At 29.8% G+C, this 26206-nt stretch carries 18 protein-coding genes and 1 pseudogene; 6 read left to right on the top strand and 13 right to left on the bottom strand.

Features of this window, described 5'->3' with window-relative positions:
• Positions 1-23: 23 nt before the first annotated feature.
• Genes PG912_RS10475 through PG912_RS10455 form a run of 5 tightly spaced genes read right to left on the bottom strand, consistent with a single transcriptional unit; the run spans position 24 to position 6175 of the window.
• The gene (locus PG912_RS10475; RefSeq protein WP_275687492.1) at positions 24-722 is read right to left on the bottom strand and encodes a LytR/AlgR family response regulator transcription factor; all 699 of its coding nucleotides are present in this window, start codon (positions 720-722) and stop codon (positions 24-26) included.
• Positions 719-1210, bottom strand: a complete 492-nt coding sequence (locus tag PG912_RS10470) for a sensor histidine kinase (protein WP_275689044.1) — start codon at positions 1208-1210, stop codon at positions 719-721. Before PG912_RS10470 ends, PG912_RS10475 begins: the two co-directional genes overlap by 4 nt.
• Positions 1211-1227: 17 nt before the next feature.
• On the bottom strand, positions 1228-1704 hold the full coding sequence (locus PG912_RS10465) for a LytS family sensor histidine kinase (protein WP_275687491.1): 477 nt from the start codon (positions 1702-1704) through the stop codon (positions 1228-1230).
• An 18-nt stretch (positions 1705-1722) separates the two neighbouring features.
• Positions 1723-5292 (bottom strand): ABC transporter permease/M1 family aminopeptidase, encoded by a 3570-nt coding sequence (locus PG912_RS10460; RefSeq protein ID WP_275687490.1) that lies wholly within the window; start codon positions 5290-5292, stop codon positions 1723-1725.
• A gap of 4 nt (positions 5293-5296) precedes the next feature.
• Positions 5297-6175: an ABC transporter ATP-binding protein gene (locus PG912_RS10455; protein ID WP_275687489.1), complete on the bottom strand. Its 879-nt coding sequence runs from the start codon at positions 6173-6175 to the stop codon at positions 5297-5299.
• A 223-nt stretch (positions 6176-6398) separates the two neighbouring features.
• Between PG912_RS10455 and PG912_RS10450 the strand changes: the two genes are divergently transcribed.
• The 3 genes from PG912_RS10450 to PG912_RS10440 all read left to right on the top strand — a co-directional run bounded on the left by PG912_RS10450 (position 6399) and on the right by PG912_RS10440 (position 9127).
• Positions 6399-7490, top strand: coding sequence for a serine hydrolase domain-containing protein (locus tag PG912_RS10450; protein ID WP_275687488.1), 1092 nt, complete (start codon positions 6399-6401; stop codon positions 7488-7490).
• A gap of 447 nt (positions 7491-7937) precedes the next feature.
• On the top strand, positions 7938-8111 hold the full coding sequence (locus PG912_RS10445) for a hypothetical protein (protein WP_275687487.1): 174 nt from the start codon (positions 7938-7940) through the stop codon (positions 8109-8111).
• Between the two features lie 323 nt (positions 8112-8434).
• On the top strand, positions 8435-9127 hold the full coding sequence (locus PG912_RS10440; RefSeq protein ID WP_408648389.1) for a YaiO family outer membrane beta-barrel protein: 693 nt from the start codon (positions 8435-8437) through the stop codon (positions 9125-9127).
• A gap of 44 nt (positions 9128-9171) precedes the next feature.
• Here the strand turns inward: PG912_RS10440 and PG912_RS10435 are convergent, their stop codons facing one another.
• The 3 genes from PG912_RS10435 to PG912_RS10425 all read right to left on the bottom strand — a co-directional run bounded on the left by PG912_RS10435 (position 9172) and on the right by PG912_RS10425 (position 11514).
• The gene (locus tag PG912_RS10435) at positions 9172-9330 is read right to left on the bottom strand and encodes a hypothetical protein (protein ID WP_260586785.1); all 159 of its coding nucleotides are present in this window, start codon (positions 9328-9330) and stop codon (positions 9172-9174) included.
• A complete protein-coding gene (locus PG912_RS10430) occupies positions 9323-10765 on the bottom strand; it encodes a sodium:solute symporter (protein ID WP_275687486.1) in 1443 nt (480 codons plus the stop codon). Before PG912_RS10430 ends, PG912_RS10435 begins: the two co-directional genes overlap by 8 nt.
• A gap of 119 nt (positions 10766-10884) precedes the next feature.
• Positions 10885-11514: an NAD(P)H-dependent oxidoreductase gene (locus PG912_RS10425; RefSeq protein WP_275687485.1), complete on the bottom strand. Its 630-nt coding sequence runs from the start codon at positions 11512-11514 to the stop codon at positions 10885-10887.
• Positions 11515-11757: 243 nt separating this feature from the next.
• On the opposite strand from PG912_RS10425, the gene PG912_RS10420 reads away from it, so the two are divergent.
• The gene (locus tag PG912_RS10420) at positions 11758-13029 is read left to right on the top strand and encodes a DUF2851 family protein (protein WP_275687484.1); all 1272 of its coding nucleotides are present in this window, start codon (positions 11758-11760) and stop codon (positions 13027-13029) included.
• A gap of 46 nt (positions 13030-13075) precedes the next feature.
• Here PG912_RS10420 and PG912_RS10415 read toward each other — a convergent pair whose 3' ends face one another.
• The 5 genes and pseudogenes from PG912_RS10415 to uvrA form a co-directional block, all read right to left on the bottom strand.
• Positions 13076-15514, bottom strand: a complete 2439-nt coding sequence (locus PG912_RS10415) for a zinc-dependent metalloprotease (RefSeq protein WP_275687483.1) — start codon at positions 15512-15514, stop codon at positions 13076-13078.
• A 133-nt stretch (positions 15515-15647) separates the two neighbouring features.
• Entirely contained in the window at positions 15648-18101 is a 2454-nt protein-coding gene (locus tag PG912_RS10410) for an alpha-ketoacid dehydrogenase subunit alpha/beta (RefSeq protein ID WP_275687482.1), read from the bottom strand.
• Between the two features lie 117 nt (positions 18102-18218).
• Positions 18219-21002, bottom strand: a complete 2784-nt coding sequence (locus PG912_RS10405) for a gluzincin family metallopeptidase (RefSeq protein WP_275687481.1) — start codon at positions 21000-21002, stop codon at positions 18219-18221.
• A gap of 98 nt (positions 21003-21100) precedes the next feature.
• Positions 21101-21816: pseudogene (locus PG912_RS10400) on the bottom strand (LOG family protein).
• A gap of 60 nt (positions 21817-21876) precedes the next feature.
• Positions 21877-24699, bottom strand: a complete 2823-nt coding sequence (gene uvrA / locus PG912_RS10395) for an excinuclease ABC subunit UvrA (RefSeq protein ID WP_275687480.1) — start codon at positions 24697-24699, stop codon at positions 21877-21879.
• A 110-nt stretch (positions 24700-24809) separates the two neighbouring features.
• Here uvrA and PG912_RS10390 point away from each other — a divergent pair, with 110 nt between their 5' ends.
• Together PG912_RS10390 and PG912_RS10385 are read left to right on the top strand one after the other, a co-directional pair.
• Complete coding sequence (locus PG912_RS10390; RefSeq protein WP_260586761.1) at positions 24810-25037, top strand: PspC domain-containing protein; 228 nt, start codon at positions 24810-24812, stop codon at positions 25035-25037.
• The gene (locus PG912_RS10385) at positions 25034-26038 is read left to right on the top strand and encodes a potassium channel family protein (protein WP_260586760.1); all 1005 of its coding nucleotides are present in this window, start codon (positions 25034-25036) and stop codon (positions 26036-26038) included. The genes PG912_RS10390 and PG912_RS10385 overlap by 4 nt, the downstream gene beginning before the upstream one ends.
• The last annotated feature ends 168 nt before the right edge of the window (positions 26039-26206 follow it).

Below are 26206 nucleotides of genomic sequence, written 5' to 3'. Positions count from 1 at the left end.
ATACTCGGGATTTTTTTGTTAAATTACTTTATTAATTTATTGACATTGAGTTTATACATTTTACCAATTGGTATTTGATGCGTTTGAATTTTAATTCTATTTCCTTCAATCAATTCAATCTTATCTATTGAAATAATAAAAGACTTATGCACTCTTAAGAATTTGTTTTCTGGTAAATTATGTGTAAAAGACGTTAAGGTTTGATGAGAAATAATCGTTTTATCAATCATATGTATTTTTACATAATTTCCATAAGCTTCCATAAAAAGAATATCTTTTAACTTAATCTGATAGTATTTTTTATCTTCCTTAATAAATATTTTACTGTCTTCTGTAGTTTCAGTATTTTTAATTGGGGTAGCTTTTATTGCCAATGCATTAGAAACTTTAGTAACCGATTTTAAGAAACGACTAAAATTAAATGGTTTTAATAAATAATCATCAATGTTTAATTCATAACCTTCTAGCGCAAATTCTTTATAAGCGGTGGTAATAATAATTTTTGGCGGATTAGAAAGTGTTTTTATAAATTCTAATCCAGAGAGTTTAGGCATATTGATATCTAAAAAAATAAGATCAATTGAATTTTTATTTAAGTATTCAAGGGCTTCAAAAGCATTATAACAGCTTTTTTGAAATGATAAATAAGATAAATTACTCGCATAATCCTTAATATTATCATGAGAAGCAGTTTCGTCGTCTACAATTATATATTTTATCATTTTTTATATATTTCTAAAGTTGTTGAATAGATGTTTTGATTAATATTATTAATTAATTGATGACTATTTGGGTATAATAAATTTAAACGTTCCTTTAGGTTTTTAAGTCCTATACCAATACGCTTTCCGGTTTCTTCAGCTTCATAATTATTTTTTACGGTAAACTGTATTTTGTTGTTATCTTCAATAAGTTTTAAATGTACAAATGCATTATCAGTAGCTTTTTCAACTCCGTGTTTAAAGGCATTTTCTAATAAAATTATAAATAATAAAGGCGCTATTTCTGTGTTTGCATTTTCAATTTCTTTTTCAAAATTAACATCAATATCTTTATGATATCTAGCAGTTTGTAAATCGATAAAATTTATTAAATATGATATTTCATCTTTTAGTAAAACACTTTCTTTTCCGCTGTCGTAAATAGTAAATCGCATTAAATCGGATAGCTTTAGTACATAATCTTGCGCAGCATCGGCATCTTTTTTAATTAATGCATATAAGTTATTTAACGTGTTAAAAAAAAGTGTGGATTTATCTGTTCTTTTAACAAAGATAATTCAGCTTTAACTTTTTCATTTTTTAAGGTTTTTATGGTTTTCCATCGCTCAAAAAACCATGAGAAAACAAGATAGAAAGTAAAAGTAGTTAGTATGAAAACTAGCAGATCAACTAACCATATATTATAATTTATCACCCAAAAACTATCTCCATTTTCATCAATTTTATTTGCCTGCGTAATACCGAAAATTAGAATTGAAATAATGAATAGATATAAGATATTTCTATAAATAGGCTTTGTCCAACTAGTTTTTATTTTACCTGTTTCTAATAAGTAAAAAAACAGTATATATAGAATTGTACCTCCCAATAGCATATTTATGATTGTTGGAGTTTCGTTCTGTAGATCTTTAAAAACAAAACTTAATACTGCAAAAATGGCTGCAATAAAAGATGTTATATAAAATCTTCGTTTTAATGTCATATTCAAAAATATTAAAGTTTATTTAATTAGTTGTGTCGAAATAATATTATCACTTAAATTTTTATCTAGCCTATTATTGTAAGGGTCAATTGCTATGTAGCTAGGTTTAATAGCTGTAATAATTTTAATTTGCATTTCTTTTTTATTGATTTGATGAGGTTTTAAATAGATGACATCATTATCTTTATTAATAAGATTTGGATGTTTTTTAAAGATACCTACATAGATTGGTTCATCAATATTAATTTCAATTTCTTCACCCGTTAAATTCGTTTCAAAACGTTTTGCACTAATTGTAATAGTAAGCTCATATTTTCCTTTTGAGATTATCTTATAAACTGAATTTTTAATTTTCAAGTCGTAAGTTACAACATGTTTCATCCAATCATCTAGTAATTTGTGATGCTCTTTAGGTGTTACTTTATATAATTCTTCTATTAAGTTTAATGTGGTTGCAATTGGCTTATTTTGATAATCATCAATTAGCTTTTTTAATACTCCGTTTAAAGTATTTTCACCAATTAATTCTTTAATTGCAGACATTATAATAGCACCTTTACTGTATCCTAAATAAGCTTGATGATTACTTAAGTATAGTGATGGTTCTATTTCTGATGCATAAGATCTTCCACTAAAATATTTATTGATTGTATTTGCAGATAATTTGTTTGCCATAGCTTTACCATACATTTTTTCAATAACAACACTTTCGGTATATTTTGCTAGTGATTCAGATAAAACCATATAACCTTCTACACGTTTTGGAGTTAATAAAAATCCCCACCATTGATGAGATATTTCATGTGCTAATACCCTTGCAACAACATTAAATGAGTCTGAATTTTCAACATTGCGTTTAAATATTTTTTCATTGATGGTGATAACTCCTGGCATTGCTTGACCGTTAGAGCTTTCGTGGTTTGAAGTTTCTACAATACGTAAATAATCATGCGGATACTTTCCGAAATTATCAGAACAATAATCAATTGTAGTTTTTGCAACTCTAATCATTTCATCTACATTTTGTGTATGATTAGGGTGATGAAATAGTTCTAATTTAATTCCTTTATAGACTTCTTTTTTTACAGTGTAACGAGCAGAAAAATAAGCAACCATACTATTAATGGTATCAGAAGCTTTATAATGATAATAATTTCTATCATCTTTTTGCCACTGTTCTATTAAACTTCCTGATGAAATTGCTGTCTGATTTTTAGAGGTAGATATAATTGTTTCGAATTTTACATTTTCGAAATTAAATTTACCATCCAATTGTAAATAACTGTCATTTACAATTACGCTGTCTTTTTTAGGCAATCCACGTTGTATACGCTCATAATTGTATTCAATTTCATAATTATTTACATAGCCTAAAATTGGATTAAAATGATGGTTCTTAATATAAGTTCCATTGGTATTAATAGTTTTATTTGTTTCAAACTCTTTAACTTTTTTTTCTACGGAATAAGACATGTTAAGAGATTCCTCAGGAAGAAGCGGCATGTTTAACTCAAATAAATAAGTACCTAAATCAGCATCATAAAATACTTGTTTACTACCTTCAATATTGATTGATTTTAAAGGTTGTGGTGCTGTTACAAAAATACTTTTCATAGGCTTTTTGGTTTTGTTTGCTATAATTGTATTTGACTTTACAATATATTTTTCTGAATTAGGAAAAATATCAATACTTGTTTTCAAAGAAACTAATTGAGGAACAGCAAGATCATCGTATTTTTTATATTTTCGTTCATATTGTTCATTAAAATCAAACCTTTCATTGCTAGTTATATATTCGTTCACAATATTTAAATTGTAATATGCATAACTACCAATTGTTACGAAAACAAGTACTAAACCTAGTAATTGTAGTTTTTCTTTTTTATTAAATACTGTTTTAAAAATTTTCTTAAATCGTACTGATGTACCTCGTTTCCAAAACTTATTACTTAATACAATTAGTATTCCTGAAAAAGCTACCCAATACAAGGCTAATGTATTAAATTTTGAAACGTATTGTCCATATCCCATAAAATCAGAATATGATCTAGCCATACTTGGTAATTTGTTAAAAAAGAATAGTGGATGTTCTAATCCAAAGATACTTCTAGAAGTTGTAAACAGTAATAAAACAATCGCAGAAATAATCATTCCTAAATACTTATTGGATACGAAAGTTTGAATAAATAACGCAAAAACAGCATATAATAAAATCTGTACACCAGCATAATAGGTTAATGAAAAGTATTGATGAAACTGAAAATCGTAGTAATTATTTGTTACTTGAAAAATTATTGATACTCCAATAGTCAACAATATTAAAACGATAGGGATTATAGTTATTGACACAATTTTTGAAATATAAAACATACTATTGCTGCTTGGTGTTGCTTCAATAATTCCAGAAAAACGATGTTGTCTAGATTTCCAAATCAATTCGCTACTATAAAAAACGATTAAAAATAATCCAAGAATTGGCAACACTTCAATAGCTTGACCAATAAATAAATCTGTTGTTGGGTATCGACTTCCGTATACTTCTTTGCTAGCTATACTATAGTTAAATACCAATGAAAGTATAACGCACCATAACACCATAATCAATTTAAAAGGGATTCCGCTAAGAATTATTTGCGCATCTAACCTAACAGCCGATCTAAGGTTAATTAACATGGATTTAAATGAGTTTATTGATATTTCAGTTGGCTTATAAGTTGAGTTATTATTTTTATTTTCTTCGGATGTAACTTGTTTTTTTACCTTTTTCTGAATCGTTCTAAAAGAAAACTTTTTGTAAGTGATTATTAATAAAATGATGCTAAAACTTAACCAAATAATTCTATTCCAAAGAAAATTATTTGATAATGATAAAACCATATCATTTTTTTCAAGAGGAGTTAAGAATTGTGTTTGCTCAAAAAAGGCAGCCAATCCAATAGGATCTATTAATGATGCAATATCTAATATTTCTTTTGATGCTAAAGATGAGCCTCCAAATAAAGGAGAATTAATATAAAACCCACAAATCCAATTAACAGCAATAAAAACTAAAGCAGTAATATAGGTAATTATAGATTTTTTGGATAGTAAGGTTGTAGAAAAAATGATAGCTGTAGTTACAAATACATTTGGTAGAATTAGTAATAACCATGGCCAAAAATAATGTGTAAAATTAAATTGATGTAAAGTTTCAGGATCTAAACTATTAATATAGGTACCAATAAAAACCCCCAACATAGCAATTGTGTTTAATAAAAGGATAATTATAAATACTCCTAAAAATCGACTTAAAAAGAAATTTATTTTTTTAATACCTGTACTAAAAATAAGGCCTTCAAAATTGAATAACTTATCACGAAGTGCTGCGTTTATACAAAGAAAAACTGTAGCAAATGTTGATACAATACTTATAATACCTGATAAAAAGTTTAGATTAAAAGCATCATTGTACATAGAGCTGAATTCTAAATATTTAAAACCTTGATTGATTGCTAAAAATCCGTAACCAGTAAATAGAATCGATAAAACGATAAAAGATATTTGCTTACTATGAAATTTTAATTCGAATTGTAATAGTTTCTTAATCATAATATTAAATATTTTTTTGATTAAGTGTTGCAAAATATACATCTTCTAAATCTGCTTTGGTAGCTGCAAACTCATTGTTTGGTTTTGTGTTTGCTAATACTCTAATTTCTAGTTTACCAGAAGACAAACGAGAAGACAAAACATTAAATTTAGACTTAAAAGAATCTAAATCTTCTTTTAAAATAGTTTTAGACCAAACTTTTCCATCAAGATTTGATATTAGTTCAGAAGGTTCACCTTGTGCTAGTAGTTCACCTTTTCCTAAGATTGCCATTTTGCTACATAAGTTTTTTACATCTTCTACAATATGAGTGGAGAGGATAACAATTACTTGTTCACCAATATCACTCAATAAATTATGAAACCGATTTCGTTCTTCCGGATCTAATCCAGCAGTAGGTTCATCAACAATTATTAATTTAGGATTACCAAGTAATGCTTGTGCAATACCAAAACGCTGACGCATACCTCCAGAAAAAGTACTAACTGCTTTTTTTCTAACCGCATATAAGTTAGTTTGATGAAGAAGTGCTTCAATTTGTTCTTTGCGTTCTTTGGTATTTAAAACACCTTTTAAAATTGCTAAATGATCTAGTAATTGAAGTGCAGATATTTTTGGATAAACACCAAACTCTTGAGGTAAATATCCAAGTTGTTTTCTTATGTTTTGTGGATTGTCATTGCTATTTATATTATTAAAACTAATATTACCTTGAGTAGCTTCTTGTAAAGTTGCTAAAGTTCGCATTAAAGACGATTTTCCAGCTCCATTAGGTCCCAACAAACCAAACATTCCATTTGTAATGGTTAGGTTAATGTTTTTAAGTGCATTAACTCCATTTGGATAGGTTTTACTTACGTTTTTAATTATGAGTGTATTCATACCATTATTTTTAGATGGTGCAAACATAATTTGAGTTTAGAAGCGCAGCTATTTATTTTTATAAACGTCACTTATCAAATTGTAAACGTATCAAGTTAAATGATAAAAGAATTTTAGATGTTATAAGAAGTAGTATGTCATTGATTTAGTTTCGTTTATCAAATTATTTATAAACGCTGAGAAATCAGTTCTAGGTTTGCATTAAATTTAAAAACAAATAAAAATGAAAACACGTATTACAATTATCTTAATGGTATTAACAACCTTTTTTGTAGATGCTCAAACGGCTTCAATTCAAAATTTACATAAGATTTTTGATGAAAGCACACCAAAAGCTTTACAAAAAAATAATGTGCCAGGAATTGCAATTGCAGTGATTAAAGACGGAAAAGTGATTGTTAAAAAAGGGTATGGATTTTCTAATGTTTCCGCAGAAAAAAAAGTTGACGAAAAAACAGGTTTCAATATTGGTTCAATTTCTAAAATGTTTACTGCGTGGGGAATTATGAAATTAGTAGAAGAGGGAAAACTTAACCTAGATGCACCAGCTTCTAACTATATCTCAAGTTGGAAATTACCTTCTAGTGAGTTTAATTCAAATAAAGTAACTATTAGAAATTTATTACAGCATACAGCAGGTTTATCTGTACACGGTTACAACGGATATGAAAATAAAAACGAATTAACATCCACTATAAAATCTTTATCAGGAGCTACAAGTCCAGATGAAGCAGTAAAGTTAATTATGGAACCAGAAAGTAAGTGGAAATATTCTGGTGGTGGTTATACCGTTTTACAATTGGTTATTGAAGAGGTAAGCGGACAAACTTTTGCAAAATATATGCAAGAAACTATTTTTAAACCTTTAAAAATGAAGCATACAAGTTTTACAATCAGCAACCGAATTTTAAGAAAATCTGCAAAAGCGTATGATGAAAATGCAAAAGAAATTCCGTTACGTCTTTTCAATGCACAAGCAGCTGCAGGTTTACACACAACCTTAAACGATCTTATTCTTTTTGCAAAAGCATCTTTTAGTGATAATAAAGTATTATCAGAAAAAAGTATTCATCAATTAACATCACCAACAAAATTATCTCGTGGAGATTACGGAATGGGCTATATGATTATGAATCGTTTTGGCGATTTTACATTAACTGGTCATGGTGGTTCTAATGAAGGTTGGCATGCTGGTTTTATGCTTGATTTTGCATCAAAATCTGGAGTTATTATACTAACCAATGGAGATAAAGGAAGAAATGTTTTATTTGGTAGTTTGCAAAATTGGACGAAATGGCATTCTAAAAACAAATAAAAAAAGATACAATTTTAGGTAGACAAGTAGATTGTTTACTAAAAAGAAATGTTAAATAGTATTTAGAATAAAAAAATCCCGTGTGTTAATAAACATTCGGGATTTTTTTTGTTAAGAATCACATCTTAGCAAAAACATGTATTAATTAATTGTTGATCTTTGGTGATAATGCCATTATCTTGAAAACGCTTAATATTTATGGATAATAATCCGAAGAAAGTCCCTTGTTATTTTCAAAGAAGAAAACCTTTTAGAAATCAACAGTGGTTTATTACAAAAAATGCGGAGAATTAGGTGTAATAGTTAGGTGGTAAATAAAAGTTCACCCTAAAAATAAAGAGTTTATAAAATATTATAAAAGTTTAAAATAATGAAAATGACACAGGTAAAACAACTTCTTTTTTTACTTTTTTTTATAACTATTCAAGTAACTTTTTCACAAAAAAAGTGTTTGTAGGAAACCCAGATACTGCTTTTGAAAAAGCCCGAAAATTAGCGTTTAATAGTAAGCGAAAACAAGCACAAGATTCCTTAAGATTTATACTAACATCATATCCAAATTATTTAGATATTCGTGCCTTTTTAGCCATACCTATTCTTGGGATGGTAGTTATAAATTAGCAAGAACAGAGTTTGACTACGTCTTAAAAAAGAATCCGAAAAGGAAAACTGATTGGATTGCTGCTATAAAAAATGAATTTTATGCTGATTTACTTTTCAATGCAAAAGAACTTATTGAAAAAGCGTTGGAAAACTTTCCTAACGACCCCGATATTCTTTATCAAAAAGCCAGGTATGAAAAAAGGTTGCTAAAGCCAAGGTAAGCACTTACTACTGTAGAGGGTATTTTAAAGCTTGATGAGAATAATGAAAAAGCGATTTCGTATAAAGAAAGTTTGATTAATTCATTAAGATTAAACACTGTGGGTATTAGTTACTCAACGTTGATATATAATAAAAACGAACGAAGTACATCACATTTCAGTACCATAAGATATGGTAGACAAACCAAGTATGGTAGTATAACAGGAAAGTTAAATTACTCAAGAAGGTTTGAAACCAATAGTTATCAATATGAAGTTGATGTGTATCCAAGAATTATGCCTGGTATGTATGCGTATGTAAGTGCTGGTTTTTCGAATAGCGGACTTTTTCCAAAAGTAAGATACGGGGCGGAGTTGTATAAATCTTTACCTAAAAGTTTTGAAGCTTCTCTAGGGTTTAGAGGATTAAAATTCTCTGAAACTACTATTATTTATACAGGATCTGTAGGTTGGTATACAGGTAATAGTTACTGGTCTTTAAGAACCTATGTTACACCAGGTGATCCTGGAGCAAGTAAGTCGTTAACATTAGCATACAGAAAATACTTTAGCGATGCCGATAATTATTTTAGTTTATCTGGTGGTTTCGGATTTTCTCCTGAACAAGAACGTTTTCCTGTAGATGAAAATAATGCAGCAGTATTTGATTTAAAATCTCAGAAAATTGGAGGAGGATACTATTTTTCTTCAAAAAACAAGAAAAATTATTGGGGTACTTCTTTAAATGTTTCAAGAGAGGAAATAAGTTATGATTGTGGCGAATATTTTTTAATGTATTCGATAGGTGTTTCTTATAGTTTAAGGTTTAAGTAAATAACTTAAAAATGTAAAAAGAAATGGAATAAATAGATATCTATTTATTCCGTTTCTTTTTGTTCGTTCATCTTTTTTACAAGCGCTTTTAAACGCTCTTTATTCCGTTGTTTTTCGAGTTTCACCTTGTTTTCTTTCTGTTTCATTAAGCGCGTATGTTTCGCTTTATTTACAGTGTTTTTTGCTTTTCCTTTTTTAGGCATTTTTAGATTTTTTTATAGCTAATAATCCGAAGAAAGTAATAAATCCGTTTAACACTAAAACAAAGAATCCGAAGTCGAAATTTAACTGCGATTTACTAAAAACACTTATCAAATAAGTAAGAATTGGTGATGCAATACAAATAGCAGGAACAAACTTGTCTTTTATGTTTAGCTTGGTAAATAATCCGAAGGCATATAAACCTAATAATGGCTCATAAGTATAACCCGCAAACTGAAATATTTTAGCAATCACACTAGCATCAGCAATAAAATACTTAAAAACTAAAATAGTTGCAATTAATAGGAACGAAAATAAGATGTGTATTTTTTTTCGTGTTTTTATATTTTCTTGTTCATCTCCTTTTTTATCAATTTCTAAAATATCAATACTAAAAGAAGTTGTTAAAGAGGTTAATGCGCTATCTGCACTTGAGTATGCGGCAGCAATTAATCCTAATAAAAAGAATAATGAAGTTGCTAAGCCTAACTCGCCACTCATGGCAATGGTTGGAAATAATTGATCTTTGTGTGCTTTAATTTCGTTTGTAGTGGCAAAATCAGTTAATAAAACACCCAATGCTAAAAAGAAAAAGTTTACAATTACTAGCACAAGCGTAAACCAAAACATATTTTTCTGTGCATCTTTTAAGTTACGACACGTTAAGTTTTTTTGCATCATATCTTGATCTAAACCTGTCATTACAATAGCTATAAATGCACCTGAGAAGAAGCGATTCCAAAAGTAATTTCCAGATTTCCAATCATCAAAAAAGAACATTTTAGATAATTTATTATCGGATATGTAAGAGCTTAAGCTTTCTATTTGCATTTCATCTTTAATGGTAACAATGCAAACTCCTACGGCGATTAGCATAAATAAAGTTTGCAAGGTATCCGTCCAAACAATCGTTTTTATTCCGCCTTTAAAAGTGTACAGCCAAATTAATAAAATAGTAATGGTAACGGTTACCCAAAACGGAATTCCGTATGCATCAAACAAAATTAATTGTAATACATTGGCTACTAAAAACAATCTAAAAGCAGCACCTACAGTTCTTGATAGTAAGAAAAAAGAGGCTCCGGTTTTATAGGAATATCTACCAAAACGATCTTCTAAATAGGTATAAATAGAAGTAAGATTAAGTCGATAATATAACGGGAGTAATATCAAGCCAATAACTGCATACCCAACAACATAGCCCAATACCATTTGCATATAACTCATTTGTTGCCCTTCAATCCAACCAGGCACAGAAATAAAAGTAACACCTGATAAAGAAGCGCCAATCATACCAAAGGCAACTAAATACCAAGGAGAAGAGTTATTTGCTTTGAAAAAAGTGTTATTGTTTGCCGATTTACCTGTGATATAAGAGATAAGAATTAGTACCCCAAAATAGGCAAGAATAAGGAGTATTATGTGTAGTGGTTGCATACAGTTTAATTATGAATTACGAATGTACTAAATTGTAATTGTAAATTAAATGTAATGCGTTTAATAAATGTAAAGTGAGCGGAATTGAAAGATTTCGATTCCGCTCATTTATTTTAAGATTACATTTCTATAATTACGTTTTCTATATTTTTACGAACCTTTTTTAGGTCTTTCATATAATCGTCTTCAGCTCTAAAACCAACAGGTAGTACTAAAACAGATGTTAAATTATGTTTGTCTAATCCTAAAATTTCATCATATTTTTCAGGAACAAAACCTTCCATAGGGCAAGAGTCTATTTTTTCATTTGCCGCAACAGTCATCAAATTACCTAAAGCGATATATGCTTGATTTTTGTTCCAAATAGTTAATTCTTCTTGCTTTTTACTCGCTATTGAAGCACTCAGCATTTCTTTAAACGGATTTAAAATAGTATCAGGAGTATTTCTGATGTTTTTTACCAATGAAAAATAAGAGTCAATATCTTTAGTAGTATATTCTTTAGGAATACATAAAACCAATACATGTGATGCTTGTAGTACTTGTGGTTGGTTCCAAGAATGAACAACTAGTTGCTCTTGAATTTCTTTATTTTTAATTACAACCATTTTAATTGGTTGCAATCCGTATGAAGTAGCTGTTAAGTTAAAAGCTTCTTTTAAAATGTTTATTTGTACTTCTGAAAGCGATTTATTTTCGTCGAATTTTTTAACAGCATAACGCCATTTTAAATTTTCTATACTGTTCATTCTAATTTATTTAGATTACAAAATTACAATAGCTTTTTATATAAACTACGATTTGATTATTATAAAAATTGATGCACTAATAAGTTTAACCTTTTATGCTGTTTTACTCGAAGACTGTTAAATTATAATAAGTTGCTTTTTTATGATTAGTAATTTTGGTTAAGCGTATAAAATGCTGATAAAAAGATATTTAGTAATATTTTTATATCTTAAAGCTCAAAAAATAATTGCTAATTCAGTATTATGAAAGAAGATTTTCTACACTTTTTATGGCAAAACAAGTTGTTTCCTTCGGGCAATTTAAAATCCACAGCTAACGAAACGATTCAAATAATTAAATCTGGGACTCATAATTTAAACGCTGGGTCAGATTTTTTAAACGCCCATCTTAAAATAAATAATCAATTATGGATTGGTAATGTTGAAATTCACATCAACTCATCTGATTGGTATTTACACAAACACGAAGAAGATAAAAACTATGATGCTGTAATTTTACATGTTGTTTGGCAGTATGATTCAGCTATTTTTATGAAAAATAATAAGCCATTGCCAACTCTTGAGTTACATGGTTTAATTGATAAAAAATTACTTAATAATTATCAATCGTTATTTTCTAAACAACTTCGTTGGATTCCGTGTGAGCAACAAATTAATGAAGTAGATTCTTTCTTGATGAGTAATTGGTTAGAGCGATTGTATTTTGAGCGCTTAGAAAGTAAATCCGTTTTGGTAAAAAAGTTATTAGAGAAGTCAAATAATGATTTTGAGAGCGTTTTATTTCAGTTATTAGCTAAAAATTTTGGATTGAAAATTAATGGAGAAGCTTTTTTACAGTTAGCGCAATCGTTTGATTTTTCAATTTTAAAAAAAGTCCGTTTTAATGAATTTCAATTGTCAGCTGTATTATTTGGGCAAGCAGGGTTTTTAGAAGGTGAAGCAGAAGACCCTTATTTTATTCAATTAAAAAACGAGTATGAATATTTAAAACATAAATATAAGTTACAGCCGATTTCTAATGTTTTATTTCAATTTTTTAGAATGCGACCAACAAATTTTCCGACTATTCGAATAGCACAGTTAGTAGCGTTGTTTTTTAAACATCAAAATTTGTTTTCTAAACTGATGGAATTAAATAAACTAGAAGATTTTTATGATTTGTTTTCAGTAGCAATAGCTGATTTTTGGAAGACACATTATACGTTTGAAACCGAATCAAAAAACTCAGCAAAAAAACTCACAAAATCATTTATAGATTTACTATTGATTAACACCGTTTTACCGTTAAAGTTTGTGTATGAAAAAAGTAGAGGAGGAGTAAATAGTGAAGCTTTTTTTAAATTGATGCAACAAATTAAGCCAGAGAAAAACTCAATAATAACTAAATTTTCAGATTTAAAAATCACTGCCAAAAATGCGTTTGAAAGTCAGGCTTTATTAGAACTTAAAAACAATTATTGCGCAAAGAAACGTTGTTTACAATGCGCAATAGGTACTAGTTTGTTAAGAAAGTAATAATGTTATATCGAGCGGAATCGATAGTTAAAGATTACTAGAGATACTATTGTTTTTTAGGATTTAAAATTGCATTAATTTTAGCGATACAATCTTTGTAATGGTATTTTGTAATACTGTTTACAGCTCTTTTACTAGCATTGTTTGTTAAATATTTTAAAGAAACCAACTCACCGCGTGAAATTGAAGAAATGTCAGAGTTTTTAGCGCTCTTGCTATTTAGTAAAATACCTAGTCTGTCAATAAAATTCTTTTGTAAATTTCTTCTGTAAACAGTTACGTTTTTAGTTGAATTAGCTTCAGAGAAAACACCTTTTCTAAGATCTTTAACCATATCTGCTGCTGCATAAAAATCATCACTAGTAACTTCCGAATTTGTCATTCTTTGTAAGCGAGATTCACTCAATAAACTACTTAAATGACGATTTTGTAAACGCCCCATTCTTTCAACATAACCTGTGTGATTAATGTTTGCTAAAATATTTTTATCTAACAACCAACTTGGTGTTGTGAAGGTGTTTTTTAATAACCAATTTAACGATTCTTTTTGTTTGCTTTTTGATAATACAGAATACACATTACCTTGTTGATTAGGTTTTTTATTATCTTCAAAAACACCACCAATATTACCAACTACATGGTTTACGTAGCGATTCCAAACACTTAATAATTCACCGTATAATTCATTTAAATCGGCATAATCATTGGTTTGGTCAGAGGTCCATTCAGGTAAATTTTTAGCAACGATTTTTAGGTTTTTAATTCCGTAAGTACTTGCTTTTATTAAGTCGTTTCCAATACCTTCTGTTTGAGAAGCAGGATCAAATCCACCTCTACGTTGATACCCAAATTTATAAATAGGATCACCTGCTTTTTCACCAATCCATTTATCTAAGGTTTTTACTTCATCTTTAGGAGTAGTAGCATTGGGAATTACACGATATCCCCAATTGATAGAGTAATGGTCGTAAGAGCCTAATTGACGAATAAAACGAATGTTTTTATCTTCAGGTTGTGCTACGTAATTATAACGAGCATAATCCATAATGGTTGCTGCGATTCCGTTTTTTTGAGTAAAATCACCATCTCGTAAAGATTCTGTTGGGTATGCATAACTTGCAGCCATATTATGAGGTAAACCTAGTGCATGACCAATTTCGTGCGCAATAACCATTCGCATCATTTCTCCAATTTCTTCGTCAGGAGTATCTAAAGTTCTAGCAGAAGGATTTGCAGCACCAGTTTCTAATAAATACCTGTTTCTGTATGAACGTAAATGATTGTGATACCAAATAATATCACTTTCAATAATTTCACCAGAACGAGGATCAGAAACACTTGGCTCAACGGCATTTCTTGTAGTACTTGCCACATATCTTATTGAAGAATATCTAATATCTTCCATGCTAAACTCTGGATCTTCTTCCTTACTCGGAGGCATCTTCGCCATAATAGCATTTTTAAATCCAGCAGTTTCAAAAACTCCAGCCCAATCATCTACACCTTGTTTTATGTACTTGCGCAATTTTTTTGGCGTTGCCGGATCTAAATAGTAAACAATCGGTTTAATAGGTTCAACCAATTCACCTCTAGCGTAAGCTTCTTTATCTTTTGGTTCTAACCTCCAGCGGCTAATATACCGTTTGCTATCTGCTTTTAATTTTTCTGAATTATAATCTACAGTTCCAACAGTAAAATACCCAACACGTTTGTCAAATAAACGCGGTGTCATAGGTTTTTCTGGTAGTAAAATCATTGATTGATTCATTCTGATACTAATGGTACCTGCGTTTCTACTTGAAGGTGGTTTACTAGCATCGAAAGTAAAATCTTGTATCACTTCAATATTTTTAGGATAACTTTTTATGGTATTGATAAAGCTTCTTTTACTATCCAATTTTTTTACTTTGTATTGGGTTCTTGATCTACTTCCGATTCCGCTAATTGCTTTAACATCTGACGAGAAAAATTTAGTAACGTCAATTAAAACAGCAGAAGAATCTTTGCTTTCTGTTTTGATATCAAACGCATATAAAATAGGTTCTAAATTATTTGATTTCACCGATTTGTAAATTGGTAAAGAATCGTTTGCAATGGCATTATAAGATTTTATTTTTAGGAGTATTTTCTTTTTAAATTGCTCCCAAACGACAACTTGTTCGTTTGTTTTTGAACCAGCATTTATATAACCTCCTCCAAAATTTGAAGGCAATTCTTTAATTCGGCTTACTAAAAGCATTTCTTTTCCGAATAAACTTTTCGGAATTTCATAAAAATATTCTCCGTCATTTTCATGAACTTTAAATAAACCTTCGTCAGACTTCGTGTCTTTTTTTACAAAATCTGAGTATTTTTTTGTTTTATTTTTAGGTTTGGATTTCTCGGTTGAAGTTTCTTTTTTATTCTTTGATTTTCGTCTTTGTGCATTTGTTTGTGAAGGAAAAACAAATGCTAATAATAAAGATAATATTAGTAGTTTTTTCATTGTTTGTGTTGAGTTTTTAATATAAAATTTACTAAAATACCAAAAAGGTAGAACTTTTAAACTTATTGTTTTGTTAAAAAAAAATCCCAAACATTTACGTTTGGGATTTTGAATTATTATCGTAATATTATGCTTAGTACAGGCTTTTAAATTTTGCAGGATTAGCTTCGTTCATAATCTGGTATACTTTTTCAAAAATATCTTCAGCAGATGGTTTAGAGAAGTAATCTCCGTCTGTACCATAAGCAGGCCTGTGTGCTTTTGCTGTTAAGGTTTGTGGTTTACTATCTAAGTGTTTGTATCCGTTTTGATTTTCTACAATTTCTTGTAATAAATAAGCAGAAGCTCCACCTGGTACATCTTCATCAACTACTAGTAAACGATTTGTTTTAGCAACCGATTTTACCGTATCGTGATTTAAATCAAAAGGTAATAAACTTTGTGCATCTACAATTTCGATATCGATACCTACTTGTGCTAATTCTTTAGCAGCCTCTTCTACAATTCTAAGTGTAGAACCGTAAGACATTACCGTAATATCGGTTCCTTCTTTTACTGTTTCAACAACACCAATTGGCGTTTTAAACTCTCCTAAATTGGTAGGTAACTCCTCTTTTAAACGGTAACCGTTTAAACATTCTACCACTAAAGCAGGATCATCACCTTGTAATAAAGTGTTATAAAATCCGGCAGCTTTGGTCATGTTTCTTGGAACTAATACATGTATTCCACGAATATTATTAATAATTCCCCCCATTGGCGAACCAGAATGCCAAATACCTTCTAAACGGTGCCCACGAGTACGAATAATTAACGGTGCTTTTTGCTTACCAAAAGTACGGTAACGAAGTGTTGCCAAATCGTCACTCATTATTTGTAAAGCATATAAAAGGTAATCTAAATACTGAATTTCAGCAATTGGACGTAAACCACGCATTGCCATTCCAATACCTTGACCTAGAATTGTAGCTTCACGAATACCTGTATCAGAAACTCTTAGTTCACCATATTTTTCTTGTAAACCTTCTAAACCTTGATTTACATCACCAATATATCCAGTATCTTCTCCGAAAATTAAAGCTTCTGGGTATTTATTAAAAATAGCATCAAAATTATCACGCATAATAACACGTGCATCTACTAAGTTTTTCTCCGCAGCATATGTTGGTGCTTCAGCAGTAATTTTTTCGGTAGCTGATGCTGTTTCACTTAATAGGTGAGCAGAAAATTTTACAGCAGCATTATCTATAGATGATTTAATAAAGTTTTGAAGTGTTGTTTTTTCTGCAAAATCTTCATCCTTTAAATAACGTAATGTTTTACGGGCAGCAACCAAAATATCTTTTCTGATAGGTTCAGTAATCGCCGATAAATCATTTTTATATTTATTGATAAATGAAGCATTGTTACTTTTTTGAGCTACTTTTTCTAGCAAATCAACAGCAGCAGCAACTTCTTCTTTTATTTCATTTGTGTAAGCACTCCAAGCATCACGTTTTGCTTTGCTAACTTCTTTTTTAGTTTCTTTATCTATTTTTATTAAATCCTCTTCAGAATCAATAAATTTTAAAACAGTTCCGTCTTCATTTTGTAATTCGAATTCTAAAATCCATTTACGCATCTGAGCAAGACAATCAAATTCTTGTTCCCATTTTAAACGCTCTGCAGATTTATATCTCTCGTGAGATCCAGAAGTAGAGTGTCCTTGTGGTTGTGTTAATTCTTTTACATGAATTAAAACAGGTATATGTTGCTCTCTTGCAATTTTTGAAGCTTTGTTATAAGTATCAATTAATTGCACATAATCCCATCCGTTTACGACAAAAATTTCGTAACCGTTTGTATCTTTTTCTTTTTGAAATCCTTTTAAAATTTCAGAAATACTTTCTTTTGTTGTTTGATGTTTTGCGTGTACTGAGATTCCGTATTCATCATCCCAAACATTCATTACCATTGGTACTTGCAACACACCAGCTGCATTAATGGTTTCGAAGAATAAACCTTCAGAAGTACTTGCGTTACCAATGGTACCCCAAGCAACTTCGTTACCTTTATTAGAAAAATCAGTAAAACCGTCTAAACCCTCTACATTACGATAAATTTTAGAAGCTTGTGCTAAACCTAATAAACGTGGCATTTGACCTGCGGTTGGAGAAATATCTGCAGAAGAATTTTTCTGAGCAGTTAAGTTTTTCCAATCTCCGTTTTCATCTAAAGAATGTGTAGCAAAATGCCCTCCCATTTGACGACCGGCAGACATTGGCTCGGCAGTAATATTTGTATGACCATATAAGCCTGCAAAAAATTGTTGAGGAGTTAATTGGTTAATTGCCATCATAAAGGTTTGATCACGGTAATAACCAGATCTAAAATCTCCATTCTGAAAAGCTTTAGCCATTGCCAATTGCGGTACTTCTTTACCATCACCAAAAATTCCGAATTTAGCTTTACCAGTTAAAACTTCTCTACGCCCTAATAAACTACACTCTCTACTTAAGCGAGCAATTCGATAGTCGTTTAAAACTTCATTTTTAAAATCTTGAAAAGAAAGTTGTTGAGTGCTAGCTATTTCGGTATTTTGCGTCATTATTTTCTGATTTTGGTGTGTTTACAAAGATAGTTTTTTTAGTTGAAATTTAAAAATTTCAATTTTCACTGAATATTCTTCAAAAAAATAGCAAAAAAAAGGAATCTGTTGAAGTATCTATAATAATCCTCTTCTAAGGAAATTGTAAATACGATCGATGCTTGTGGTGATTACAAATCGAATTTTTGTTGGGTACCCTTTTTTTGTAACGTCAAAGCCTTCATTGGTGTATACAGGTAAATAAAATTCAAAAATATCAGGAATAAAGTTTAATCGTATTCCGTTTTCATAAAAATAATTTGGTGAATTATTTTTGTTTTTCAGCATGGCAAAGTCATTATAGATTTCTGCCCACTTATAAACACTAACACTCGTGTTTATTGACGTTATTAATTGATTAGAGAATTGAGGAGTACTGTATTTTGATTTAAAACCAGCTTGATCAATTATAAATTGTTGACTGAAAATACCTTCATTTTCAGAACGACCAAATAAATTTTGTTCGAATAAATAATCAGAGCCACGATTTAATCCAAAGCTAAAATAATCACCTTCTGATTTATTATGTAAAAATAACCCTCCAAAAAATCGGATGTCAATACTATTATCCGAAGAAAAGAAACCTCGATAACGAAAATCAGTAGTTATTTTACTAAAAGAAGAATTAAATTCAGTGTTAATAGCATATGTAGTGCTGTTAATAGCATTAAAATTTGATTGAATATATCTTAGGTTAAAAATGTTGTATTTATCACTAGCTTCTTTAGGTTTGGTAATTTCCACCTCTTTATTCACACTAATTAATCGAGCCATTAAAAGTTTTAAGCCATTTTTACGAAGTGTATTTCGTCTAAATTGAAAACTTACAAAAGGAACTAGCGTATTGTATTCAAGTTCTGGTGCATAGTGATAACTACTTCCACTAAAACCATAACGCATTTTGTAAAGTTTAGATTTTTTAAAAAAATGATTGTAAGAAAAGGCATAAGAACCCGTAAAATTATTGCTTTTTGTACTGTAATTAGGTGTTAAGCTAAACTCGAAGTTATGATTTACAACAGATTTATTATTGATGTTTACACCTAGTATTAATCCGTCATACAAATTGTATTTAAAATCGGGATAGTAAAATAATTGATTGTAGTATGGATTCTCTACATCCTTAAAAAAGCGAAATTGCAACGGTTTGTTAATTAATGTATTATTAATTTTCCTGAAATTATCTAAAGAATTATATTCAGGATAGGAGTTTTCATAGTTTAATGAGAGTCTATCAAAATCTCCTTTTTTTATTTTAATTGTTTTTATTGAATCAATTCCAGTTACCCAAGTTTTAAATTTTATTTCTTTTTTTTGTATTCCATATAAGGCTACAGGAGAAGAAAAGTTTCTTTTATTTTTAATAGTAACAGCTAAAGAATCTTTGTTTTTAATGGTTTTTATTTTAGATATTTTATAATCAATTTTTTTAGTGGTTTTTATATAATCATTAAAAAACCAATGTAAGTTTTTTGAAGTATTTTTTTGAAGTATATTTTTAAATTGATTACTATCACTTAATTTTAATTGGTTTTTTGAATAGAATTCTTTTAATGAATTTACCAATGTATCTCCTCCAATAAAATCCTGAAGGTATAGTAAACCTAATCCGGCCTTGTATTTACTAACAATTTTTCGGTTGAAATTTGATAGAGAATCAGCAGAGGTTGTTAACGCCTGATCATAAAATTTTCGCGCACTAAATTGATAGATAAAAGCATATTTGTCGTTCTGTTTTAATTTAGAAATATTATATGTTTTTAAAGGCCAGTACTTAGAGTATTTACCCAAAACAGTGGTTTCAGGATAATATTCTTTAATGTATTTCATCATTAAAAAGGTTTCCAATCCATCGGTAAACCAATAGTCAGATCGTTTGTTTAATATTAAAACATCTTCGAGGTATTTTTTTGTAAGTGCTTTAAAAAAACTGATTTCCCATCTGAAATTTTTAGGGAAAGGTTTCAACCATTTCGGAAGACCATATACTTCTTGCAAAGAGTTTTTATTGATGGTAGTTGCGTCTACAAAAATTTCTTTATGTGGGTGTTTGCCTAAAAAACGTTGGATAAAGTTTATTTGTTTGTTTATAATTTTGATAACTGTGTCAGTAGGAGTGCTTTTTAAATAGGCATCTGTTTTTATATCCTTAATTTTTGTTTTAAAAGATGTAAACTGATTAAGTGAATCAATATGTAGAATGATGTCTTTTTTTCTTCGACCAACTAAGTGATACTTTGTGTCTTCTTTTTGTTGTTTTTCAGTTTGTTGTAAATTACTTACAAGAGTGTACTTTTTAGGAATCTTAATGTTTATAGTGTAATTAGCTAAATTTTGATATAAATCATCAAGATTTAAATTACTCATTGATTGCCATTTTTCTTTATAAACAGCGGGTACTATATGCCAAAAACGTAGATGATATCCAGTTTTAGTTTTTCCGTATCCAGTGAATTTAGCATTCGGAATTTTTACAGTGTAAGTGGTTGTTAAAATAAGGCTATCTTTTGGTTTAAGACTCTTATTCAAAACTACTTCAACGATATCAGGCTGATTTTCTTTTTCTTTAAATGAAACTTGCTGATAGTTTACTGCTAAATTATAAATTTTTGTATGTCCTCGATCTTTTTCTTTAGAAAAATAAAAGTCTTTTTTGTAATCTTCAATAAAACGTTTTCCTAAAGGAGTTTCGTTATTATTAAAACTATTTGCCCAGTTATGAAGCAAGATAGTATTTAGTTCTGTAGAAGAATTATTGTAAAAAACGATTTTCTGCTGAATATAAAGTTGGTCGTTTTTAGTATCTAACTTTGCTTTTATATCAAAAGCATTTGTTTGCGCTGCTATAGTGTAACAGTACAAAAAAAGAAAGGAAAAAAAGAAGGATAATTTACAGTTCAAAGTATAAAATAAAAAAAAGCTCGTTGAATATTGAACGAGCCTTAAAGGTAATTGTTTTTTTAGAAATTTGGTTTTAATTCGTTTTTCTTATAAAATTTATTAAAATGTTCTACAGCTTCATCAGCAGTATCAACAACTCTAAATAAATCTAAGTCTTTTTCACTAATATTACCTTCTTCTAATAAGGTGTTTTTTATCCAATCTAATAAGCCAGCCCAAAATTTTGTACCTACTAAAACAATAGGAAAACGACCAATTTTATTAGTTTGAATTAATGTGATAGCTTCAAAAAGCTCATCCATAGTACCAAAACCACCAGGCATCACAACAAAACCTTGAGAGTATTTTACGAACATTACTTTACGAACGAAAAAATAATCGAAGTTTAAGTTTTTATCACGATCAACCCAAGGGTTATCGTGTTGCTCGAAAGGTAATTCGATATTTAATCCAACCGAAGTTCCTTTTCCTCTATTCGCTCCTTTATTACCAGCTTCCATTATTCCTAGTGCACCACCGGTGATAACACCAAAACCGTTTTCAGTTAATTTAAAACCAACTTCTTCAGCTAATTTATAATAAGGATCATCTGTTTTTGTTCTTGCAGAGCCAAAAATAGATACACAAGGCCAATTTTACTTAGTTTTTCATATCCTTCAACAAACTCAGCCATAATTTTAAAAATAGCCCAAGAATCGTTTGTTTTTATTTCATTCCAAGTTTTTGGTTGTAATTTTTCTTTTATTTTTCTGTCATCGTTCGGACTCATACTCATATTCTTTTTATATTAAATGTAACAATTTATGTTGCTAAATTTACATCTTTAGCAAGCTTGCTAATTTAGTTCTTTTTTTAAAAACTTAGCAGTATAACTTGTTTTATGTTTCGCTACTTTTTCAGGAGATCCTGTGGCTAGAACATTTCCTCCGTTTTTTCCTCCTTCCATACCGATGTCAATAATATAATCGGCAAGTTTAATTACATCCATATTATGTTCAATAATTAACACAGTATTTCCTTTGTTGGCTAATTCATTTAAAACATCCATTAAAACACGAATATCTTCAAAATGTAAACCTGTGGTAGGTTCGTCTAAAATATAAAAAGTATTTCCGGTATCTCTTTTCGATAATTCTGATGCTAATTTTATACGTTGTGCTTCTCCACCAGATAGTGTGGTAGATTGTTGTCCTAAAGTAATATACCCAAGGCCAACATCTTTAATGGTTTTAAGCTTGCGATATATTTTAGGAATATGCTCAAAGAAGTTGGTAGCTTCATTAATTGTCATCTCTAAAATATCAGAAATCGATTTTCCTTTGTAACGAATCTCTAAGGTTTCTCTGTTAAAACGTTTCCCTTGACAGGTTTCACATTCTACTTGAACATCTGGTAAAAAATTCATTTCAATAACCCGAACTCCGCCTCCTTGACAAGTTTCACAGCGACCACCTTTTACATTAAAACTAAAACGACCAGGTTTATAACCGCGAATAGCAGCTTCTGGAGTTTTAGCAAATAAACTGCGGATTTCTCCGAAAGTTCCGGTATAGGTTGCCGGATTTGAACGTGGAGTTCTACCAATAGGAGATTGATCGATATCAATAACTTTATCGATATGTTCTAAGCCCTCAATCTTTTTATAAGGCATTGGTTTTTTAACACCACGATATATATGAGCGTTTAAAATTGGGTATAAAGTTTCGTTTATTAAGGTAGATTTTCCGCTTCCGGAAACTCCGGTAACACAAATCATTTGTCCTAAAGGAAATTTTACGGATACATTTTTTAAGTTGTTTCCTGATGCCCCGGATAGTTTAATGAAATTTCCGTTTCCTACTCTTCTTTCCTTGGGAACAGCAATTTCTTTTCTTCCTGTTAAGTAATCGGCAGTTAAGGTGCTGTGTTTTTTTAAATCATCAAAAGTTCCTTCACTTATAATTTCGCCTCCATGTACGCCTGCACCCGGATCAATATCGAAAACAAAATCGGCTTGTTCAATCATGTCTTTGTCATGCTCTACAACTAAAACCGAATTACCAACATCTCGTAGTTTAATAAGTGATTTTATTAGTTTTTCGTTGTCTCGCTGATGTAAACCAATACTAGGCTCATCTAAAATATATAAAACACCAACCAGTTGCGAGCCAATTTGTGTTGCTAATCTAATTCGTTGTGCTTCTCCACCAGAAAGAGATTTAGAGGTTCTATCTAAAGTTAAATAATCTAAACCAACATCTAATAAAAACTGAATTCTAGTTCTAATTTCTTTTAATATTTCAGTAGCAATTATTAATTGTTTTTCAGAAAGGCTACTTTCAATATCTTTAAACCAAGCAGCTAGCTCGGTAACATCCATTTGTGCTAAATCACTAATGTTTTTATCAACAACTTTAAAATGAAGCGCTTCTTTTTTAAGTCTTTTACCTTCGCAAACAGAACAGCTAACTTCATCCATAAAATCTTTTGCCCAACGTTTTATAGAAGTGCTTTCTGCATTTTTATATTGATTATCGATAAAAGCTATAATTCCTTCAAAATCTATTTCGTAGTTTCTAGTTACACCAAGATCTTTAGAGTTTATTTCAAATTTATCATTACCACCGTGTAAAATAATATGCATCGCATCTTGCGGAATTTTATTTATCGGGTCGGTAAGTTTAAAGTTATGCCTGTCGGCAATGGTTTGTAATTGCTTAAAAATCCAACTATTTTTTTGTTCTCCTAAAGGAATAATTCCGCCTTTTTTAATAGAAATAGTATGATCTGGAATTACCTTTTTCTCGTTAATTTCATTGGTAATACCTAATCCGTTACAATGAATACAAGCACCTCTTGGCGAGTTGAATGAAAATGTATTTGGCTCTGGATTCGGATACGCAATTCCGGTTGTAGGACACATTAATTCGCGACTAAAATAACGAGGCTTTTCATCGTCAACATCAACCACCATTAAAATATTATTCCCAGTATATAAAGCTGTTTTTATAGTTTCTTCTAAACGTTTTTCTGATTTTTCGTTTACAATTAAACGATCGATAACCACTTCAATATCGTGAGTTTTATATCGATCAAGTTTCATGCCTTTTACGATTTCTTTTATTTCTCCGTCTACACGAACACGAACAAAACCTTGTTTAGAAATTTGCTCGAAAAGTTCGCGATAATGCCCTTTTCTAGATTTAATTAAAGGCGCAAGAACTGCAATACGTTTTTCGTTAAAATCTTTTAAAATTAATTGCCTGATTTGTTCATCAGAATAACTCACCATTTTCTCGTTTGTATTGTACGAATAAGCATCCGAGGCACGAGAAAAGAGTAAACGAAGAAAGTCGTAAATTTCGGTTATGGTACCTACGGTAGAACGCGGACTTTTGTTTGTAGTCTTTTGTTCGATAGAAATTACGGGTGATAATCCATCAATTTTATCAACATCAGGTCTTTCTAATCCGCCTAAAAACTGACGCGCATAAGCAGAGAAAGTTTCAATATATCTACGTTGTCCTTCGGCATAAATAGTATCAAAAGCTAAGGATGATTTTCCACTTCCGCTTAAACCAGTAATAACAACTAGTTTTTCGCGAGGAATTTTTACATCAATATTTTTTAAATTGTGAGCTCTGGCTCCGTATACTTCTATGTACTCTTGTTCTTTCAAAGTGTGTTTTTTACCAAAAAAGCAAAGTTACAGAAACCAAATTTATTTTAAAGCCGATGTTATAAACAAATGATTGTAAAATGGTATCTTGCAATTAAAACGAGTTAATTATGAGTTTTATTCATTCTGTGCGTCATTTTTTTGAACGTCATGGTTTTGCAGTGTCTTCAAGGTTTGCAGATCGTTTAGGGATGCGAGCCACCAATGTGCGATTATTTTTTATTTACATATCGTTTGTAACCGTTGGCTTGTCGTTTGGTGTTTATCTAACATTGGCTTTTTTGTTGCGATTAAAAGATATGATTTATACAAAAAGAACTTCTGTTTTTGATTTATGATAAAAACAGTATTTAAATCGAGGTTATATAAAGCAATTTTATATTCAGTATTAATTTTGTCAATAGGGGTAGGAGGGTATTTAATATTATTCAATTATTCTTTTATTGATGCATTATATATGACCATTATTACCATTACTACAATCGGTTTTGGAGAAGTACATCCGTTTGGTACAGGAGAAAAAATATTTACGATCGGTTTAATATTATCGAGTTTATTTATTTTCGGTTATGCAGTATCTTCATTTTCAGAATATTTAATAAGCGGTCAGTTCTTTCGTCAACTAAAAATAAAAAAAGTGCAAAAAAAAATAGAAAAATTAAAAGGGCACACTATTGTTTGTGGGTTTGGTAGAAACGGTAAACAGGCCATATCAAAACTAAATAGCTATAATAAAGATTTTGTTGTTGTAGAAAAGCATGAAGAGGTTATTAAACAATTAGATGAAAAAGGAATCTTAAATATTGAAGGAGATGCAACAACGGATGAAGCATTACTGAAAGCAGGTATTTTAAATGCAGCGAATTTAATAACAGTTTTACCTTCGGATGCTGACAATCTATTTGTGGTATTAACCGCAAGTCAACTAAATAAAAAGTGTAGAATAATAAGCAGAGCATCTAAAGAAACTTCTTACAGTAAACTTAAAATAGCAGGTGCAGATAATGTAATTATGCCAGATAAATTAGGCGGTGCACATATGGCATCTTTAGTGGTTACACCAGATGTAATTGAATTTGTTGATAGATTAACAATTGAAGGGGATACGACTGCTAATTTAGAAGAAATTGCTATAGATAATTTACCTAAAGAATATTTAAATAGTACAATTTTCGATTTAGATCTTCGTAAAAAAACAGGATGCACTGTTATCGGTTATCGAACTACGGATAAAGAATATATTATAAATCCGGATGCTACGGTAAAACTAACAGCAGGAGCAAACTTAATCGTTTTAGGTCGTCCAGAACAAATAATTAAATTAAGAGAATTATTTTAGGAAACATTATAGTTATTATAATGAATATTGATTTATTATAAATTAAAAATAATTGCAAGAAGATTTACATAAATTTAAAGAAAAACTAACTTAAAAGTACATTTAACGCTTAAAACTTGTTGAAAGTACATTTTTTTAAGATATTGCGCATTACAAATTTAAAAAAAC

The sequence above is a fragment of the Tenacibaculum retecalamus genome, assembly GCF_027941755.1.
GTDB lineage: Bacteria > Bacteroidota > Bacteroidia > Flavobacteriales > Flavobacteriaceae > Polaribacter > Polaribacter haliotis_B.
Note: the sequence above shows the minus strand (reverse complement) of the source record. Positions and strands in the feature narration are given on the sequence as shown.

Excerpts from the sequence above, each read along its gene's own strand:
- PG912_RS10385 (WP_260586760.1), top strand. The coding sequence starts at position 25,034 with ATGATAAAAACAGTATTTAAATCGAGGTTATATAAAGCAATTTTATAT.
- PG912_RS10415 (WP_275687483.1), bottom strand. The coding sequence starts at position 15,514 with ATGAAAAAACTACTAATATTATCTTTATTATTAGCATTTGTTTTTCCT.
- PG912_RS10475 (WP_275687492.1), bottom strand. The coding sequence starts at position 722 with ATGATAAAATATATAATTGTAGACGACGAAACTGCTTCTCATGATAAT.
- PG912_RS10390 (WP_260586761.1), top strand. The coding sequence starts at position 24,810 with ATGAGTTTTATTCATTCTGTGCGTCATTTTTTTGAACGTCATGGTTTT.
- PG912_RS10425 (WP_275687485.1), bottom strand. The coding sequence starts at position 11,514 with ATGAACAGTATAGAAAATTTAAAATGGCGTTATGCTGTTAAAAAATTC.
- PG912_RS10455 (WP_275687489.1), bottom strand. The coding sequence starts at position 6,175 with ATGAATACACTCATAATTAAAAACGTAAGTAAAACCTATCCAAATGGA.
- PG912_RS10410 (WP_275687482.1), bottom strand. The coding sequence starts at position 18,101 with ATGACGCAAAATACCGAAATAGCTAGCACTCAACAACTTTCTTTTCAA.
- PG912_RS10430 (WP_275687486.1), bottom strand. The coding sequence starts at position 10,765 with ATGCAACCACTACACATAATACTCCTTATTCTTGCCTATTTTGGGGTA.
- PG912_RS10420 (WP_275687484.1), top strand. The coding sequence starts at position 11,758 with ATGAAAGAAGATTTTCTACACTTTTTATGGCAAAACAAGTTGTTTCCT.
- PG912_RS10465 (WP_275687491.1), bottom strand. The coding sequence starts at position 1,704 with ATGACATTAAAACGAAGATTTTATATAACATCTTTTATTGCAGCCATT.
- PG912_RS10435 (WP_260586785.1), bottom strand. The coding sequence starts at position 9,330 with ATGCCTAAAAAAGGAAAAGCAAAAAACACTGTAAATAAAGCGAAACAT.
- PG912_RS10450 (WP_275687488.1), top strand. The coding sequence starts at position 6,399 with ATGAAAACACGTATTACAATTATCTTAATGGTATTAACAACCTTTTTT.
- PG912_RS10460 (WP_275687490.1), bottom strand. The coding sequence starts at position 5,292 with ATGATTAAGAAACTATTACAATTCGAATTAAAATTTCATAGTAAGCAA.